We start from the raw sequence: 15,949 nt of genomic DNA on the forward strand, positions 1-15,949 counted from the left end.
ATCCACCCGATGTGCGCCGCGCCGTCCCCGCGGCAGCAACGGCTCAATCCGAGCCCACTCCGCATCGCTCAGCCAAGTGATCCCCTTCATTCCAAGCCTCCAGCTGTTTGGAAGCTTGAATCACAATCTCAATAATCAGGGAATCCCCAATTGAGTACGGACCCTAGGCCGCGTTCTCGGCGGACGGGACGGGTTCGGCCGGCTTGGGCTCCAGGTCAAACTCCAGCGTAATCGTCGTGCCCGGCGGGCCGGAGACGGCGAGCTTGCCGCCGAGCTGGCGCGTAAAGGCGCTGATGAGGTTCTGCCCCATCGTGCTCAAGCTGCTGGCGCCGATCACGGTTTCCGGCGCCGTCGTGCCGATGCCGTCATCGGCGATCGTCAGCATTGCCCGGCCATCCGGCTCGGCGCGCATTTGCACCAGGATGTTGCCGGCCCGGTGGTCCGGGAACGCGTGCTTGAAGGCGTTGGTCAGGATCTCGGTGGTAAGCAAAGCCAGCGGCACCGCCCGGTCTCCGGACAAGGTGATCGACGGGATATCGACCTTCAGCCGCACGCGCCGGGTCGGCACGCCGCTGCCGTCCTGAATCAGGCGCACCAGGTTGGACATGAAGGCGGCAAGATCAATCTCGCGCAGGTCCTGGCTCTCGTAGAGGTGACGGTGCACCAGCGCCAAGGTGTTGATCCGGGTCTGCACGTCGGCGAAGGCCTGCTTGATCGCCTCGCCGCGCGGGATGCGGGCATAGAGATTGAGCAGGCTCGTCACGGTCTGCAGGTTGTTCTTCACCCGATGGTGGATCTCGCGCAGCATCATCTGCTTCTGCGCGACCGATTCATTGAGCTCGGCCTCGCGCGCCTTGATCCGCGCCGCCATGGTCATCAGCGTATCGTTCAATTCGCGGATCTCGGTGGGCGCGCCGCTGAAATTGAACGGAATCGGCACCTCGCCCAGAGTGATGATGCGTGCTTCCTCGGTGAGTCTGGCGATCCAGCGCGTCACCAGCAGCTGCGAGCCGATCAAGGCGGCGGCGAGTCCGCCCAGCACGACCAGCGACAGGGTGGCGATCTGGATCGCAAGATCGCGCTGCAGCGGGGCGATCAGAATGCGGGTCGGCTGGCCGAGCAGGATGTAGAGACTGCCGCCGGCGATCGGGTGCACCGCGTAATAGCGTTGCACCCCGTCACGGCCCGCCGCCTCGAAGGTGAGCGCGCCGCCGCTCACGACCCTGGTCAGGTATTCCTCCGCCGGCAGGCCGCCGGAGCCGCTGTTGGCATCGGAGATCACCAACGGACGGCCGGTCTTATCCAGCAGGTCGACGCTGGCTTCCGGCGGCAGGCCCGGCTCCTGGCCGCTCGCGGCCAGCCAGCGCAGCCGGATGCCGAGGGCGAGCACGGCGATGACCTTGCCCTGGGCATCGCTGACCGGCGTGCCGTAGGCCAGCACCGGCTCGTTCACGATCTGCGCGAAGGTATAGGCGCTCAGCACCGGCTGCTGGCGGCTGATCACTTCCTTGAACCAAGCCTGTCCGCCGGCCAGGCCCTTCGCGCGATTGCCGGTCGAGCGGCAGAGCGCGGCGCCTTCGGACGACAGAACCGATGCCAATGCATAGGCGGGGTAGGGATCGATCGCCTTCTTCAGGATGGCCTCGCATTCACCGGTGTTGCCGGCACCGGCGATCACACTGCGGATCAGCGGGTCTTTGGCGAGGTCATCGACAATGCGCTGCGACTGCCAGAGCAGGTTGGTCTCGTTGTTCGAAGCCAGCGTCGCATAGCGCTCGGTGGAGCGACGCGCCTGCTCGACCTGGCCCTGGTAATGGTCGACCGCCGCCAGGATGCCGAACGCCGTCGGCACCGCGAGCACGATGAAGAAGACCAGAAGCAGACGCCGCCGCAGAGGTCCGAGGAACTGCCGAATCATGATCTCCGCGCTTCCTCAAGTCTTCGGCGGCGAAATGCGGCGCAATCAGACCGCCTGGCGGGTCTCCTGGCGGGTGCCGAAGAAGGAGAGCGCCTGCGAGATCGTCACCTTCAGGGTATCGGGCTCGAATGGCTTGGTCACCAGGTAAGTCGGCTCCGGCCGCTCGCCGGTCAGCAGTCGCTCCGGATAGGCGGTCACGAAGATCACCGGCACCGTCATGCTCTGCAGGATCGACTTCACGGCGGTGAGGCCCGAGCCGCCGGCGCCGAGGTCGATGTCGGCCAGCACCAGGCCCGGCTGCGCCTTGCGCGCGATCTGCACGGCCTCGCTCTGGCTGGCGGCGACGCCGACCACCGAATGGCCCATGTCGTTGACCAGGCCGGCGATGTCGAGCGCGATCACCGGCTCGTCCTCGATGATCAGGATGGTGGTCGCCATCTGCTGGTTCACCATCGACCAGGCATCGGCGACCAGCTGCGTTGCGGTTGCCTCCGGCACCTTCAGAATCTCCGCGGCCTGCTCGACCGAGAAGCCTTCCAGCGTGGTCAACAGCAGCGCCTGGCGCTCGGCCGGCGGCAAGGCTTTCAAGCGCGACTCGACGGTGAGGTCGGTGAGCTCGCCGGGATCGAGCGAGTCCGACGCGCTGTCGCGGACGCCGGTCCGGGTCAGCACCTCATGGAAGAGCGAGAAGACCTGCACTCTCGCATCCGGCCCGGCTTTGACCCGGCCCGGCTCCTGGACCAGGGTCTCCAGGCAGATGCGAACATAGGTGTCTCCCACGCCCTGGTCGCCCACCAGGGCCCGCGCGTAGCGGCGGAGATACGGAATGATAGTGAGAAGCTGCTCGGTGACGTCTGACATGCTGATCCCTTTTGAGCCCCAAATAAATGGCCCCGATGGCTTAAGCCTGGCCGATGATGGTCGATTGTTGCGTATTTTTTCCCGTTGCGAAGGAACCCCGGACCACAGGGAGGGTTCCCTCCTGTGTGAAATATACGATAATTCGCAACCTTTTGCGGCGCTTCGGTCTTGATACGTCCGGGACCGTTATCCCGGTGCGCAACAGGCGACCGGCCGTCGGGGCGATTGGACAATGGCATTCCAGAATACGGCGGCGCCGTCAGGCGGGCTGTCGGGGCGAGATTGGATGATCGACAAGAAAGATGAGTCGATGAAGGCGCGGCCTGAAAAGCAGGCATCGGAAGGTGCAATGGACATCCCTCAGGGAAGTAAGGTTAATCCCAACGCGAAGGCACCCCCGGTGCAGGACCGTTGGTTCGATACCCAATTGAGCCGGATGTACGCCGACCTCGCGTCCGAGCCGGTGCCGAAGGACATGCTGAGCCTTCTCGAAAAGCTGAAGTCAAACAAGTCCCAGTAAAGCAGCGAACAGGGTGTCGGGGTGCAAGCCTCTATCGGTCCGATGCCAGCAACGTCGGAATTTAAACCGGCGATGCCGGCCAAATGTGAGGTACGAATGGGTCAGCCGACTTTCGAGGAAATGTCGACGGAAATGCGCACCGCTCTGCTTGAGGCGGTCCCGCATCTCCGCGCCTTCGCCCGATCGCTGACGCGCAACCGCGACCAGGCGGATGACCTGGTCAACGACACGATCGTGCGCGCGATCGCGGCGTCCAATCAGTTCACGCCGGGCACCAACTTCCGTGCCTGGGTGTTCACCATCCTGCGCAATCTGTTCTACAATCAGGGCCGCCGCGGCAAATCCCGCTTCTCGTCGATCGACGATCTGACGGTCGATGAGCCGTCGGAGAGCGCCACGCAAGAGGCGAGCCTGGAATTTTGCGACTTCCGCCGTGCCTTCTGGCAGCTGCCGGAACATCATCGCGAAGCGCTGATCCTGGTCGGCGCCAGCGGGCTCAACTACGAGGACGCGGCCAAGATCTGCGGCTGCCAGGTCGGCACCATGAAGAGCCGCGTAAGCCGCGCCCGCGCCGAGCTCCGCCGGATGATCGACGACGACGCCATCGTCTCGAAGCGCGGCGACACCAAGCCGATCACCGGCAAGGACCCGTTCGACCTGATTCAACAGGACCGCGACGCTCCGCTGCGGGTGAAGGGCTAGCTGTACACAGCTCCTTGAGTTCACAGCCCCGATAATGTTATTCCTCCCGACGCGCCGCGTGCGCGATCGGGGGAGTGCATCGGCTTGGCGAAGGTCATCACGCAGTTTCCGCGCAAGGTCCGGGTGGTCGAGAATGTCTTCATTCCGATGCCGGATGGTATACAGCTCGCCGCCAAACTCTGGTTGCCGGAAGACGCCGAGACCGATCCGGTTCCCGCCATTCTGGAATACGTGCCCTATCGCAAGCGCGACGGCACCCGCACCTATGACCAGGGCTCGCATATGTACTGGGCGGGGCATGGCTATGCCTGCCTCCGGCTCGACATCCGCGGCACCGGCGACAGCGAGGGCTTGATCGATGACGAATACACGCCGCAGGAGCAGCAAGACGGCGTCGCGGCGATCGCCTGGATCGCGCGGCAGAAATGGTGCAGCGGCGACGTCGGCATGATCGGCATCTCCTGGGGCGGCTTCAACGGCCTGCAGATCGCCGCGCTCCAGCCGCCGGCGCTGAAAACCATCATCACGGTCGGCTCGACCGACGATCGCTATGCGACCGACATCCATTGGGTCGGCGGCTGCCTCTCGAAGGACAATTTCGATTGGTCGTCGACCATGCTCGCACATAACGACCTGCCGCCGGATCCGGAGATCGTCGGCGGGAAGTGGCGCGCGATGTGGGATGCGCGCATGCAGCACAACGCGCCTTGGATTCTCCAATGGCTGAAGCACCAGCGCCGCGACGCGTTCTGGAAGCAGGGCTCGGTCTGCGAGGATTTTTCGAGGATCACGATTCCGGTCTATGCGGTCAACGGCTGGGCCGACAACTATTCGGAATCGATCCCGCGCCTGCTCGCCGGACTGTCCGGCCCGCGCAAGGGCCTGATCGGCCCCTGGGCGCATTCCTATCCGCACGACGCCACCGTCACGCCGGAGATCGGCTGGCTGCAGGAATCGTTGCGCTGGTGGGATCAGTGGCTCAAAGGCAGGAATACCGGCATCATGGACGAGCCGCTATACCGCGTCTGGATGCAGGAGAGCCTGCCGCCGAAGACCTGCTACCACGAGCGCCCCGGCCGCTGGGTCGCTGAGGCGGAATGGCCGTCGCCGCGCATCCAATGGCGCAAGCTGCATCTCAATGCCGGCGGTGCGCTCGAAGCGCGGCCGAGGCGCACCACGCCGCTCCCGATCTGCTCGCCGCTCTGGGTCGGCATGGCGGCGGGCGAGGTGGGGCGCTACGGCGACCAGGCGGAATGGGCGACCGACCAACGCGAGGATGACGGCGGCTCGCTGGTGTTCATGACCGAGCCTTTGGCGGAGCGAACCGAGATCCTCGGCGCACCGCAGCTCGATCTCGTCTTCGCGTCCGACAAGCCGCTGGCGCTGGTCGCGGTGCGCCTCAATGACGTGGCGCCGGACGGGAGCTCGACTCGCGTCACCATCGGCCTGCTCAATCTCAATCACCTGAAGAGCCATGAGAAGCCAGCCCGCCTGAAGCCCGGCACGAAATACAAGGCGACGGTCGATCTCGACGACATCGCCCATGCCTTCCCGGCGGGGCATCGCATCGCGGTCTCGATCTCCACAGTCTATTGGCCGATCGCCTGGCCCTCGCCGGAGCTGGTTTCGCTGACGGTCTTCGGCGGGCGCACCAGCCTGCGCCTGCCGGTGCGCCCGGAAGATCCGGCCGATGCCGCCCTGCCGGCTTTCGCGGAGCCTGAGCAGGCCGCCGACACCCCCTATACGAAGCGCGAGGTGCCGGCGCTCAGCCGTCGCACTGTCAGCCGCGACCTGCTGACCGGCAAGATTACGGTCGATTTCCCGCGCTGGACCGGAGAGACCACGCTCACCGACATCAACCAGACCTTCGTCTCGCAGGCGAACTGCCGCTACACGATCACCGAGGGCGATCCGCTCTCCGCGGCGATCGAGACCGACTATCGCGTCACGTTGAAGCGTCCGGACACCGCGGTCACCCACCACAGCACCGGCCGGATGACCTGCGATGCGACCCATTTCCGCATCGAGGTCACGCTCGACATCTACGAGAACGACCGGAAGATCTTCACCCGCAGCTGGGATCAGCGGATCAAGCGCGACTTCATGTAGCCGGGAACGCCTCCGGGCCGACTCGACCGCACGGGCCTGGCGCGGGGCGAAGTTTGCGATAGGGGCGCGCGCAGGCCCATGCAACAATAGCGGGCAATGCTGGTCAGTCACCGGGGGGAGCCGATGGCTAACGTTGCCACCACCGCCGCCGCCGCCAAGCCGCGCGCCGAAGCAAGGAAGGCCAACCTGCCGCGCGCCATCGCGCTGGTTCTGCTCTTGCTGCTCGGCCTGCCGCTGGCAGTCTGGCTGGACCTTCGGGCGCTCTCCGGCAATATCCTGCAGGAGCAGGCCTTGCAGACCGGCAAGATCATCGACGACATGCGCGGCTTCTATGCCTCCGACGTGGTCGCCCGTGTGATCGCCGCCCACCAGCAGGTGAAGCCGGTCCACAACTACACTGAGGTCGATGGCGCGATCCCGATCCCGGCCACGCTTTCGATCGAGCTGGGCCATCGGATCAGCGCGCGTAACGCCGCCGTGCAGTATCGGTTCGTTTCCGACTTCCCCTTCAGGGGGCGCGCGCAGCACCCGCTCGACGGCTTCGAGACCGGCGCGCTCGCCAGCCTGCGGCAGAATCCCAAGCAGCAGATCGTCCAGGTCTCCGGCGAGATTTTCGACCGCAGCGTCCGCATGGTGAGTCCGGTGATCATGGGCCAGGCCTGCGTCACCTGCCACAACAGCCATCCCGACAGCCCCAAGAAGGACTGGAAGGTTGGCGACGTGCGCGGCATCCAGGAGATCACCATCCAGCAGCCGCTGGCCGCCAACATTTTCGCCTTCAAATATTCGCTGATCTACTTCGCGCTGGCCGCGATCAGCGGCATAGCCTTCATTCGCATGCAGCGCCGCCAGTCGGCGACCATCTCCGAGATGAACAACGACCTCACCGTGGCCAACGAGTATCTGGCGACGGTCTCGATGAAGATCGCCCGCTATCTGCCGCCGCAGATCTACCGCAGCATCTTCAGCGGCGAGCGCGACGCGACCATCCAGACCGAGCGCAAGAAGCTCACTATTTTCTTCTCCGACATCCAGGACTTCACCGGCACGACCGAGCGCCTGCAGCCGGAAGAGCTGACCGAGCTGCTGAACGAGTATCTTACCGAGATGTCGCGGATCGCCTTGTTCCACGGCGGCACGATCGACAAGTTCATCGGCGACGCGATGCTGGTCTTCTTCGGCGATCCCGAGACCAAGGGCGTGGAAGAGGATGCGCGCGCCTGCCTGCTGATGGCGGTCGACATGCAGCGGCGGCTCCGCGAGCTCAACGCGCAATGGCGCCGCCGCGGCATCGAGAATCCGTTCCGCGCCCGGATGGGCATCAACACCGGCTATTGCAACGTCGGCAATTTCGGCAGTGCCGACCGCATGGACTACACCATCATCGGCGCCGAGGCGAACCTCGCGGCGCGCCTGCAATCGATCGCCGATCCCAACGGCATCGTGCTCGCCTACGAGACCTACACCATCGTGCGCGACCTGGTGCGCGCGAAGCCGCTGGCGCCGATCCAGATGAAAGGCATCAGCCGCCCGGTGGTGCCCTATTCGGTTGAGGGATTGCTCGGCGAGCTGGCGCAGCGCACCCGCGTGATCAGTGAGCACGAAACCGGCGTGGATCTTTTCGTCGACCTCGACGTGATCGACCGCGAGACCGCCGCTCGCACCATCCGGACGTTGCAGGAAGCGCTGGACGCGCTCGACGCCAAGCGCGCGGCGCAGACCTGAGGCGCAAACGAGCCTATAGCCGGCCGGCCTCGATGATCCGCTTCAGGAACGCCCGGGTCCGCTCGTCATGCGGGTCGCCGAAGATCTGCTCGGGCGGTCCTTCCTCGTGGATCACGCCCTGATGCAGGAAGCAGACCTTGGAGGCGACCTCGCGGGCAAAGCCCATCTCGTGGGTGGCGAGCAGCATGGTCATGCCCTGGCCGGCGAGATCGCGCACGATGTTCAAGACTTCGGAGACCAGCTCCGGGTCCAGCGCCGAGGTGATCTCGTCCAGCAATAGAAGTTTGGGTTCCATGGCGAGGGCGCGGGTGATGGCGACGCGCTGCTGCTGGCCGCCGGAGAGTCGGTCGGGATAGGCGGTCGCCTTGGCTTCGAGGCCGATTCGCTTCAGCAGTGCCATCGCTTTGGCTTCCGCTTCGGCCTTGTCGATCTTCAGCACCTTGATCGGCGCCAGCGTCACGTTCTCCATCACCGACATATGCGGGAACAGGTTGAAGCTCTGGAACACGATGCCGACCTGCTGCCGCAGCTTGTTGACATCGACGCCGGGGCCGGAGACGCGGTCGTTCTCCAGCCGGATTTCGCCGGACTGGATCGGGTCGAGGCCGTTGATGCAGCGGAGCAGGGTGGACTTGCCGCAGCCCGAGGGGCCGATCAGGCACACCACTTGGTGCTCGTTGACCGAGAGATCGAGGCCGCGCAGCACCTCGTGGTCGCCATAGCGCTTGTGGACGTCGCGCATTTCCAGGAAGGCCATGCGGCGGTCAGCCTCCGGCCCGGATGCGCGCGTTGTCGCGCTCAATCAGCTTGTCGACGAAGCGCGCCTGCGGGATGGTGACGAGGACGAAGAGAATGGCGACGATGGTGACCGCCGAAAGGTTGAAGGCGTTGGAGGCGATGATGCGCGACTGGTTGAAGGCGTCGACCACGCCGATCACCTGCACCAGCGCCGTGTCCTTCTGCAGGCCGATGAAGTCGTTCAGCAAGGGTGCGCCGATCCGGCGCACGGCCTGCGGCACGATCACATAGCGCATGGTCTGCAGATAGGAGAGGCCGAGCGAACGCGCGGCCGCGACCTGGCTCCAATGAATGCTCTCGATGCCGGAGCGATAGACCTCGCCGACATAGGCGCCGTAGGTCAGGGTCAGCGCCAGGATGCAATACCAGGTGAGGGGGATCTTGGCATACTCGGCGGCGGTGGCCGGATCGACAAACAAGCCGGCGATCGGCGGGATGATCATCTGCGGCAGGCCCGAGAGCGGCAGGCCGAAGCCGACCAGGTAGAGGGTCACGATCGCGGGCAGGCCGCGAAACACGTCGCAATAGATGATGGCCAGAGCGCGGATCGGCAGGCCGGCCGGGCCGGGGAGCAGCCGCAGGATGGCGACGATCAGGCCCCAGATCAGCACCAGGATCTCGGCGACGATGAAGATGAAGACGTTGTTCCAGAACGCCTTCAGCACCAGCGGCCACTTGTCCAGCATCAGCGGCAGGAAGAAGAAGGTCTTGCCGACCTCGGCGTTGTTCAGCAGCACGAAGCAGACCGTGCCGATGGCGATCAGGAAGAACACGCCCCAGCCGAAGGTCAGGACCGCGCTTTCCTTGGCGGCGGCGGTATCGATGCGTGCATGCACGGCATCGCCGGCATCGAGGAAGCCCCGGGCCTTGCGCGAATAGGTCATCGCACGCAGCGCTGGCCAGAACAGCAGGCACGCGACCGCGATGGTCGCGATCAGCGGAACTTCCCAGCTGCTGCTGTAGGCGTTGAGATGGGCCAGTGCACTTCTGACCAGTACAGTCGCGCCGAAGGCGGCGAGGACGCAGAGTGCTGCGAAAAGGATGGCGGCGAGGGAAAGGCCGTCGGCGCCTTGCCTGGTTCCGTTCGCGACGGCGCGCCCTTGCGGCAGAGAAGTCACTTCAATCGGTCTCGATGTCAATGGGTCTCCCGGCCGCGGCGCTGCCGCGACCGGGAATGCAACGCGCTGCTTACGGGTTCCAGTAGGGGACCGTGGCCGGGTCCTTGCCCCAGACCGAGGCCAGCCACTTGTCGCCCAGCTTCTTCATAGTGCCGTCGTCGATGATCGACTGGATGATCTTGTCGAGCGTCGCGTTGTTGGCGCCGCCCTTCGGATAGAGCGCGCCGTAGGACTCGCCGGTCTTGTACTGGCCCGGCACCTTGATCTTGCCTTCGCCGCGCACTTCTTCGGCGAGCACAATCGAAGTATCGGTGATCGCGGCGTCGATCTGGCCGGCGCGCAGCGCGGTGAACATGTCGCCCTGGTCCGGATAGACCTGCACCTTCGTCAGCTTCAGCGTATCGGTGGCGAAGCTGGCGCCAGTGGTCGCCTGCTGGACGCCGACGGTCACTTCCTTGATGGTCTTGTCATCGACCGGCTTGTCGGTCCGGGTCAGCACGCCGATGTCGGAGCTGAAATAGGGGATCGAGAAATCGACCACCTTCTTGCGCTCGTCGGTGATGGAGATTTCCGACATCGCGAGGTCGAAGCCGGAGGTCTGGCCGGTCACCAGCGGATCCCAGCCGACGTTGACGACCTCGAGCTTCTCGAAGCCGGCGCGGAAGGCGATCTCGGCGGCGAGGCAGTATTCCATCCCGTCTTTGATCGCTTCCGGCGTGTCGCCGTTCCACCAGATCGGGGCGGGCAGCGAGACCTCGACGGTCAGCTGGCCGGCCTTGGCCGGGCTGGCGATCGGGATCGAGCCTTTCGGACCAACCACGTCGCAATTGCCAATCTTGCCGCCGGCGGGCGCGGGCGCCGTCGTGGCGGCCTGGTCGTTGCTTGCGGCCTGCTCTTCCTTCTTCTCGCCGCATCCGGCGAGAAGGAAAGCGGCCAGCAGGGCACAGGTAGCTGTGCGAATCATGTTGGAACCCCTCCTCATCGTGTTTCATGGGGGGACGGCTTCATGCCTCTCCCCGTCGGCTCGGTGAATCGGCCCTTTGATGGCCGATACGCGACGATTCTGCAAACATTCCCCGGGGCGATCCATCGCGGAACCGCCGCGCATTCATCCGACCGCGCCGGGGTGGTGGAGTCAAGAGCGTTATCCTCTTGGCCCCACTCGGCAATTCCTCGAGGCTACTTCTTACGGTTCTCGACTCCGTTCAAGCCGGCGAAGAAGTCCACCATCCGCGGTACGAAGCGCTGCGAATAGCCGGCATTCTCGGCCATGATGAAGTTCTGGTGCACCACCTCGGCGACGAAGGAGGTGGCGGAGATCTGCTCGGTCATATTGGTGTAGTAGCGCAGGTCCTTGCGCGCCGTGGCGACGGCGAATTTCAGCGCGGTATCGTCGTCGGCCAGCGGCACTTTCATCAGCCGCTGGAACATCACCGAATTGGCGCCGCCGGCGACCACGATGTCGTGCAGCGCCTGCAGATCGACGCCGGCCTTGGTCGCGGCGGTGATCGCCTCGGCCACCACAGTCGCGGTGCCCAATGCGATGAAATTGTTGATCAACTTCAACTTGTGCCCGGCGCCGATGCCGCCAGCATGGATGATCGCCTCGGCGAAGCAGTCGAGCACCGGGCGCAACTCCTTCAGGGTCGCCTCGTCGCCGCCGGTCATCAGGCCAAGCTTGCCGGCCTCGGCCTCCACGGGCGTGCGGGTGAGGGGCGTGTCGGCGAAGCGGCCGCCTTTCTTCTGGATATCCCCCGCGACCTTCAGGGTCGAGCTCGGCTCCGCGGTCGAGCAATCGGCGACGATCAGGCCCTTGTGCACGCCGGCCAGCAACCCGTCCTCGCGATAGACCACCTCCTCGACCTGGGGCGAGCCGGTCACGCACAAGAATACGATGTCGCTCTCGGCGGCGATCTCCTTGGGGCTCTTGCCTTCGGTGGCGCCGAGCTTCAGCAGCTTCTCGACCGGCTCGCGGTTCTTATGGGCCAGCACCTTCAGCTGATGGCCCTTGGTCACGATATTCTTGCCGATGCCGTAGCCCATCAGCCCGACGCCGATCAACCCGACGCGTTTACCCGCAGCCATCCGATCCTCCTTGGGAGAATTGTCATACATTCGAGGCGCGAGACTATACGCCGCGCCCCGCTTTGTCAGGTGGGCGATTGTCAGTTGGGTTGATACGGCACGTTGGCCTGGACCAGCGCGGTGATGCCGCGGAGCGTCAGATCCTCGTCCCAGGGCTGCGGGCGGATCTCGGTATTGGCCAGCAAGGTCTCGACCAGCCCGTCGCTCAGGCTGCGTTGCATGCTGGGTTCCAGATATTGGTAGGCGCGCACGCCGCTTCCGGAAACCAGGATCAAGCTCGGGCTTATGAGCGCGATGAGGTTGGTGAGGCCGAAGCCGAGCGCGCGGCCGGCCTGCTCGAACAGGCCGAGGGCAACCGGGTCGCCCTTGGCGGCGAGGTCGCAAAGCACCTGCATCTGCGCCTCGGAGGGGTGTAGGGCGTCGGTGTTCGGCAAATCCAGCATCGCCCGCGCGTCGCGATAGAGCGCGTAATCGCCGACGAAGCTCTCGATGCAGCCGCGGCGGCCGCAATGGCAGAACGGCCCGTCCATCTGGTACTTGGTATGGCCGAACTCGGCGGCGGCGCCGGTGCGGCCGTCGTAAACCTTGCCGCCGACGATCAGCCCCATGCCGACGCCGGTGCCGAGCATCAGCACCGCCATATTGTCGATCGCCTGGAATTCCGGGCGATTGCGCAAAGCGACCGCGATGCAGTTGGCATCGTTCGCGGCATAGACCGGCAGGCCGAAGCGGCGGACCAGCGGCTGCACGATATCGACGTCGCGCACGCTCAAGGCCGGGCTCCAGGCGATGATGTCGGAATCGCGCACCAGGCCTTGCACCGCCAGGCCGACGCCGAGGCAGGGGCCGTAACCCGGCGCCATGCTGCGATGGCAGCGCTCGATCGCATCGCCGATCACGGTCACGATGTCGGTGGCGGAGAGGGCGCGGGTGTCGAGCGGCATGGTCTCCGTCGCTGCCATCGCGCCGGTGAAGTCGCCGAGCGCCACCTGGATCTCGTTGATCGACAGTTTCACCGCGATCACATGCGCGGTCTCCGGCACCAGCGCGATCGTCACTTTCGGCCGGCCGCGGCCGCGGCCCGCGTCGCCGGCATCTTCGCGGCCGAACATTTCCCGCAGCGCACCGGCGCGCACCAACTCGCCGGTGACGCCGGAGACGGTCGCCGGACTCATCTCGACGATCGCGCTCAGGTCGACCCGGGCTTGCGGCCCATGGATGCGTAGGGCCTGCAGGATGCGGTCGCGGGTCGGCGAGGTCGGCGGCGGAGGGCTGATGCGGTTCATAGCCGGTTATGTCGATGGCCCGATGGAATTTGTACGACGAATGCGACGTTATTTGTTCAGCAGAGAAACAAATGAAAGACGACAGCGCGGCTGTCAATGCGTTTGATGCACGAAGGCCTCAACCCGTCGAGAGGTTCATTTCCGTTCCAACACAGCATGTTGCGGTGCAAAATCCGCCGCAGATCTGCTTCACCCGACAAAAGTCCAAAGGGAATCCGCTTGACGGTCGAGCGCCGCGCGCCGCAAATTAAGTTCAATGCTCGAAGTTAATAACGGGCTGGAAGTTGATCTGTCGCAAGGCGTCCGACGACACATCGCAGCAACATCCAAGGCCCATCATTCCGGGCTCACCAACGGGGAGGACTGACAGATGACTCGCTTTCTGAAGTGGACATTGCCGGCCGTGGCACTGGCGACCAGCGTGTTTGCTGGATCGACGATGGCCGCGGCCCAGGACCTGGTGGTCGGCGTCTCCTGGTCGAATTTCCAGGAAGAGCGCTGGAAGACCGATGAGGCCGCGATCAAAGCGGCGCTCGCTGCGGCCGGGGCCAAGTATATCAGCGCCGACGCACAGAGCGATCCGACCAAGCAATTGAACGACGTGCAGAGCCTGATCGCCGGCGGCGCGAAGGCGCTGATCGTGCTGGCCCAGGACGCGAAGGCGATCGAGCCTGCGATCACCGCGGCCCTGAACGAGGGCATTCCGGTGATCGGCTATGACCGGCTGATCGAGAATCCGGGCGCCTACTACCTCACTTTCGACAATAAGGAAGTCGGGCGCATGCAGGCGCAGGGCGTGTTCGCCGTGCAACCCAAGGGCAACTACGTGTTCATCAAGGGTTCGTCCACCGACCCCAATGCCGATTTCCTGCACGAGGGACAGCTCGAAGTGCTGAAGGCCGCGATCGACAGCGGCGACATCAAGGTGGTCGGCGAGCAGTACACCGACGGCTGGAAGCCGGAGAACGCGCAAAAGAACATGGAGCAGATCCTGACCGCCACCGACAACAAGGTCGATGCGGTGGTAGCCTCCAATGACGGCACCGCGGGCGGCGTGGTCGCGGCGCTGACGGCGCAGGGCCTGCAGGGCATCCCGGTCTCGGGCCAGGACGGCGACAAGGCCGCTCTCAACCGCGTCGCGCTCGGCACCCAGACCGTCTCGGTCTGGAAGGACGCGCGCGAACTCGGCAAGGCGGCCGGCGAGATCGCCGTGCAGCTTGCCAAGGGCACCAAGCTGACCGACGTTCCCGGCACCGTGCAGTTCAAGACTCCCGGCGGCAACACTGTGAACTCGACCTTCTTGAAGCCGGTCCCGATCACCAAGGACAACCTCAACGTGGTGATCGATGCCGGTTGGATCAGCAAGGCCGAAGCCTGCCAGGGCGTCGCGGCCGGCAAGGTCGCGGCCTGCAACTAGGCTGAGCTCGCCCGTGACCCGTCCCGACCTCTCTCCGGTCCCCGGAGAGAGCGGGGCGGGCATACCCTTCGAAATCGAATTGGGCTAACATCGGCGCGGGAAATCCGCGTCTCAGGGGATAAGCGATCGCCCGGCCATGAACCTGTTCCGCCGCCTGTTTGCGCGCCTCGAGATCGACGAGCGCCTGCTCGGGATGCTGCTTAGCCTGGTCGTGATCTGGATCGGCTTCCACATCGCTTCCGACGGCAAGTTCATCACGCCGCGCAACCTGTACAACCTCGGCAACCAGACCGCCTCGGTGGCCGTGATGGCGGTCGGCATGGTCATGGTGATCATCGTCCGCCACATCGATCTGTCCGTCGGATCGATGCTCGGCGTCACCGCCATGGTGATGGGCGTGGTCCAGGCCACCTTGCTGCCGCCGCTGCTCGGCTTCGGCCATCCCGCGATCTGGATCATCACCGTCGTGGCGGGCATCCTCTGCGGCGCGCTGCTGGGCGGCCTCAACGGCTACATCATCGGCTACCTCGGCGTGCCGTCCTTCGTGGTGACCCTGGGCGGCCTGCTGATCTGGCGCGGCTGCGCCTGGTGGGTGACCTATGGTCAGACGGTGGCGCCGCTGGACCAGACCTTCACGCTGCTGGGCGGCGGCGTCTACGGCACCTTGCGCGAGACCGGCAGCTGGATCGCCGCGGGAGTCGCGATTGCAATCATCGTCTGGGCGGCGCAGCGCCAGCGCCGCCAGCGCATCCGCTTCGGCTTTCCGATCCGGCCGGTCTGGGCCGAGGCGGTCGTGGTCGGCGCCACCTGCCTCTTCGTGCTGGCCTTCGCCGCGACCATGATCGCCTACGAGATGCCGGAGGTGGCGGCGCGCCGCCTCGCCGAGGAGATGGGCTGGCCGATTCCGGAAGGCGGGCTGCACCTCGCCGAAGGCATCGCCATTCCGGTGCTGATCGTGGTCGTCTTGGCCGTGGCGGGCTCGATCCTGCTGAACAACATGCGTTTCGGTCGGTATATCTTCGCCATGGGCGGCAACCCCGAGGCGGCGAACCTGGCCGGCATCGACATCCGGCGGATGACCTTCTGGGTGTTCGTGCTGATGGGCGCGCTCTGCGGGATCGCCGCGGTCATCGCCTCGGCGCGCCTGCAGTCGGCGGGCAATTCGATCGGCACCAACGACGAGTTGAAGACGATCGCCGCCGTGGTGATCGGCGGCGCTTCACTGACCGGCGGATCCGGTACCATCATCGGCGCCATCGTCGGCGCCATCGTTATCCAAAGTCTGCAGAGCGGCATGTCGCTGCTGGGTTTCGACGCCTCGCTGCAGAACATCGTCACCGGGCTGGTCCTGGTGCTGGCGGTCTATGTCGACATGCTCTACCGGAGGCGGCGCGGCGTATGACAGAGGAA

The 15,949-nt window shown here is 65.1% G+C and carries 13 protein-coding genes; 6 read left to right on the forward strand and 7 right to left on the reverse strand.

Going from position 1 to position 15,949, the window contains the following annotated elements; all coding sequences use genetic code 11:
• Positions 1 to 163 precede the first annotated feature (163 nt).
• Together ACYQ4T_RS20200 and ACYQ4T_RS20205 are read right to left on the reverse strand one after the other, a co-directional pair.
• On the reverse strand, positions 164 to 1,918 hold the full coding sequence (locus ACYQ4T_RS20200; RefSeq protein ID WP_459858089.1) for a sensor histidine kinase: 1,755 nt from the start codon (positions 1,916 to 1,918) through the stop codon (positions 164 to 166).
• Positions 1,919 to 1,963: 45 nt separating this feature from the next.
• The gene (locus ACYQ4T_RS20205) at positions 1,964 to 2,779 is read right to left on the reverse strand and encodes a response regulator (protein WP_459858091.1); all 816 of its coding nucleotides are present in this window, start codon (positions 2,777 to 2,779) and stop codon (positions 1,964 to 1,966) included.
• A gap of 232 nt (positions 2,780 to 3,011) precedes the next feature.
• Between ACYQ4T_RS20205 and ACYQ4T_RS20210 the strand changes: the two genes are divergently transcribed.
• The 4 genes from ACYQ4T_RS20210 (at position 3,012) to ACYQ4T_RS20225 (ending at position 7,835) form a co-directional block, all read left to right on the forward strand.
• Positions 3,012 to 3,299: a NepR family anti-sigma factor gene (locus tag ACYQ4T_RS20210; protein WP_459858093.1), complete on the forward strand. Its 288-nt coding sequence runs from the start codon at positions 3,012 to 3,014 to the stop codon at positions 3,297 to 3,299.
• 96 nt (positions 3,300 to 3,395) lie between these two features.
• Positions 3,396 to 4,001 (forward strand): sigma-70 family RNA polymerase sigma factor, encoded by a 606-nt coding sequence (locus tag ACYQ4T_RS20215; RefSeq protein WP_395022877.1) that lies wholly within the window; start codon positions 3,396 to 3,398, stop codon positions 3,999 to 4,001.
• Between the two features lie 84 nt (positions 4,002 to 4,085).
• Positions 4,086 to 6,110 carry a CocE/NonD family hydrolase gene (locus ACYQ4T_RS20220; RefSeq protein ID WP_459858096.1) on the forward strand — a complete coding sequence of 675 codons (2,025 nt, stop codon included), beginning with the start codon at positions 4,086 to 4,088 and terminating at the stop codon, positions 6,108 to 6,110.
• A 123-nt stretch (positions 6,111 to 6,233) separates the two neighbouring features.
• Complete coding sequence (locus tag ACYQ4T_RS20225; RefSeq protein ID WP_459858098.1) at positions 6,234 to 7,835, forward strand: adenylate/guanylate cyclase domain-containing protein; 1,602 nt, start codon at positions 6,234 to 6,236, stop codon at positions 7,833 to 7,835.
• 13 nt (positions 7,836 to 7,848) lie between these two features.
• Here the strand turns inward: ACYQ4T_RS20225 and ACYQ4T_RS20230 are convergent, their stop codons facing one another.
• From ACYQ4T_RS20230 to ACYQ4T_RS20250, 5 genes are all read right to left on the reverse strand, one after another.
• Positions 7,849 to 8,592, reverse strand: a complete 744-nt coding sequence (locus ACYQ4T_RS20230) for an amino acid ABC transporter ATP-binding protein (protein ID WP_459858100.1) — start codon at positions 8,590 to 8,592, stop codon at positions 7,849 to 7,851.
• Positions 8,593 to 8,599: 7 nt separating this feature from the next.
• Positions 8,600 to 9,751 carry an amino acid ABC transporter permease gene (locus ACYQ4T_RS20235; protein ID WP_459858102.1) on the reverse strand — a complete coding sequence of 384 codons (1,152 nt, stop codon included), beginning with the start codon at positions 9,749 to 9,751 and terminating at the stop codon, positions 8,600 to 8,602.
• A gap of 70 nt (positions 9,752 to 9,821) precedes the next feature.
• Positions 9,822 to 10,715, reverse strand: a complete 894-nt coding sequence (locus tag ACYQ4T_RS20240; RefSeq protein WP_459858105.1) for an ABC transporter substrate-binding protein — start codon at positions 10,713 to 10,715, stop codon at positions 9,822 to 9,824.
• 215 nt (positions 10,716 to 10,930) lie between these two features.
• A complete protein-coding gene (locus ACYQ4T_RS20245; protein ID WP_459858108.1) occupies positions 10,931 to 11,836 on the reverse strand; it encodes an NAD(P)-dependent oxidoreductase in 906 nt (301 codons plus the stop codon).
• 80 nt (positions 11,837 to 11,916) lie between these two features.
• Entirely contained in the window at positions 11,917 to 13,122 is a 1,206-nt protein-coding gene (locus tag ACYQ4T_RS20250; RefSeq protein ID WP_459858110.1) for an ROK family protein, read from the reverse strand.
• Positions 13,123 to 13,492: 370 nt separating this feature from the next.
• Between ACYQ4T_RS20250 and xylF the strand changes: the two genes are divergently transcribed.
• Positions 13,493 to 14,539 (forward strand): D-xylose ABC transporter substrate-binding protein, encoded by a 1,047-nt coding sequence (xylF, locus tag ACYQ4T_RS20255; RefSeq protein ID WP_459858112.1) that lies wholly within the window; start codon positions 13,493 to 13,495, stop codon positions 14,537 to 14,539.
• 136 nt (positions 14,540 to 14,675) lie between these two features.
• Complete coding sequence (locus tag ACYQ4T_RS20260) at positions 14,676 to 15,941, forward strand: sugar ABC transporter permease (protein WP_459858114.1); 1,266 nt, start codon at positions 14,676 to 14,678, stop codon at positions 15,939 to 15,941.
• Positions 15,942 to 15,949: the final 8 nt, after the last annotated feature.

It is taken from the genome of Dongia sp. agr-C8, from assembly GCF_054658695.1.

What these genes read in the sequence shown, in the direction of transcription:
- ACYQ4T_RS20200 (WP_459858089.1), bottom strand. Translation starts at nt 1,918, where the DNA reads ATGATTCGGCAGTTCCTCGGACCTCTGCGGCGGCGTCTGCTTCTGGTC.
- ACYQ4T_RS20205 (WP_459858091.1), bottom strand. Translation starts at nt 2,779, where the DNA reads ATGTCAGACGTCACCGAGCAGCTTCTCACTATCATTCCGTATCTCCGC.
- ACYQ4T_RS20210 (WP_459858093.1), top strand. Translation starts at nt 3,012, where the DNA reads ATGGCATTCCAGAATACGGCGGCGCCGTCAGGCGGGCTGTCGGGGCGA.
- ACYQ4T_RS20215 (WP_395022877.1), top strand. Translation starts at nt 3,396, where the DNA reads ATGGGTCAGCCGACTTTCGAGGAAATGTCGACGGAAATGCGCACCGCT.
- ACYQ4T_RS20225 (WP_459858098.1), top strand. Translation starts at nt 6,234, where the DNA reads ATGGCTAACGTTGCCACCACCGCCGCCGCCGCCAAGCCGCGCGCCGAA.
- ACYQ4T_RS20230 (WP_459858100.1), bottom strand. Translation starts at nt 8,592, where the DNA reads ATGGCCTTCCTGGAAATGCGCGACGTCCACAAGCGCTATGGCGACCAC.
- ACYQ4T_RS20240 (WP_459858105.1), bottom strand. Translation starts at nt 10,715, where the DNA reads ATGATTCGCACAGCTACCTGTGCCCTGCTGGCCGCTTTCCTTCTCGCC.
- ACYQ4T_RS20245 (WP_459858108.1), bottom strand. Translation starts at nt 11,836, where the DNA reads ATGGCTGCGGGTAAACGCGTCGGGTTGATCGGCGTCGGGCTGATGGGC.
- ACYQ4T_RS20250 (WP_459858110.1), bottom strand. Translation starts at nt 13,122, where the DNA reads ATGAACCGCATCAGCCCTCCGCCGCCGACCTCGCCGACCCGCGACCGC.
- xylF (WP_459858112.1), top strand. Translation starts at nt 13,493, where the DNA reads ATGACTCGCTTTCTGAAGTGGACATTGCCGGCCGTGGCACTGGCGACC.
- ACYQ4T_RS20260 (WP_459858114.1), top strand. Translation starts at nt 14,676, where the DNA reads ATGAACCTGTTCCGCCGCCTGTTTGCGCGCCTCGAGATCGACGAGCGC.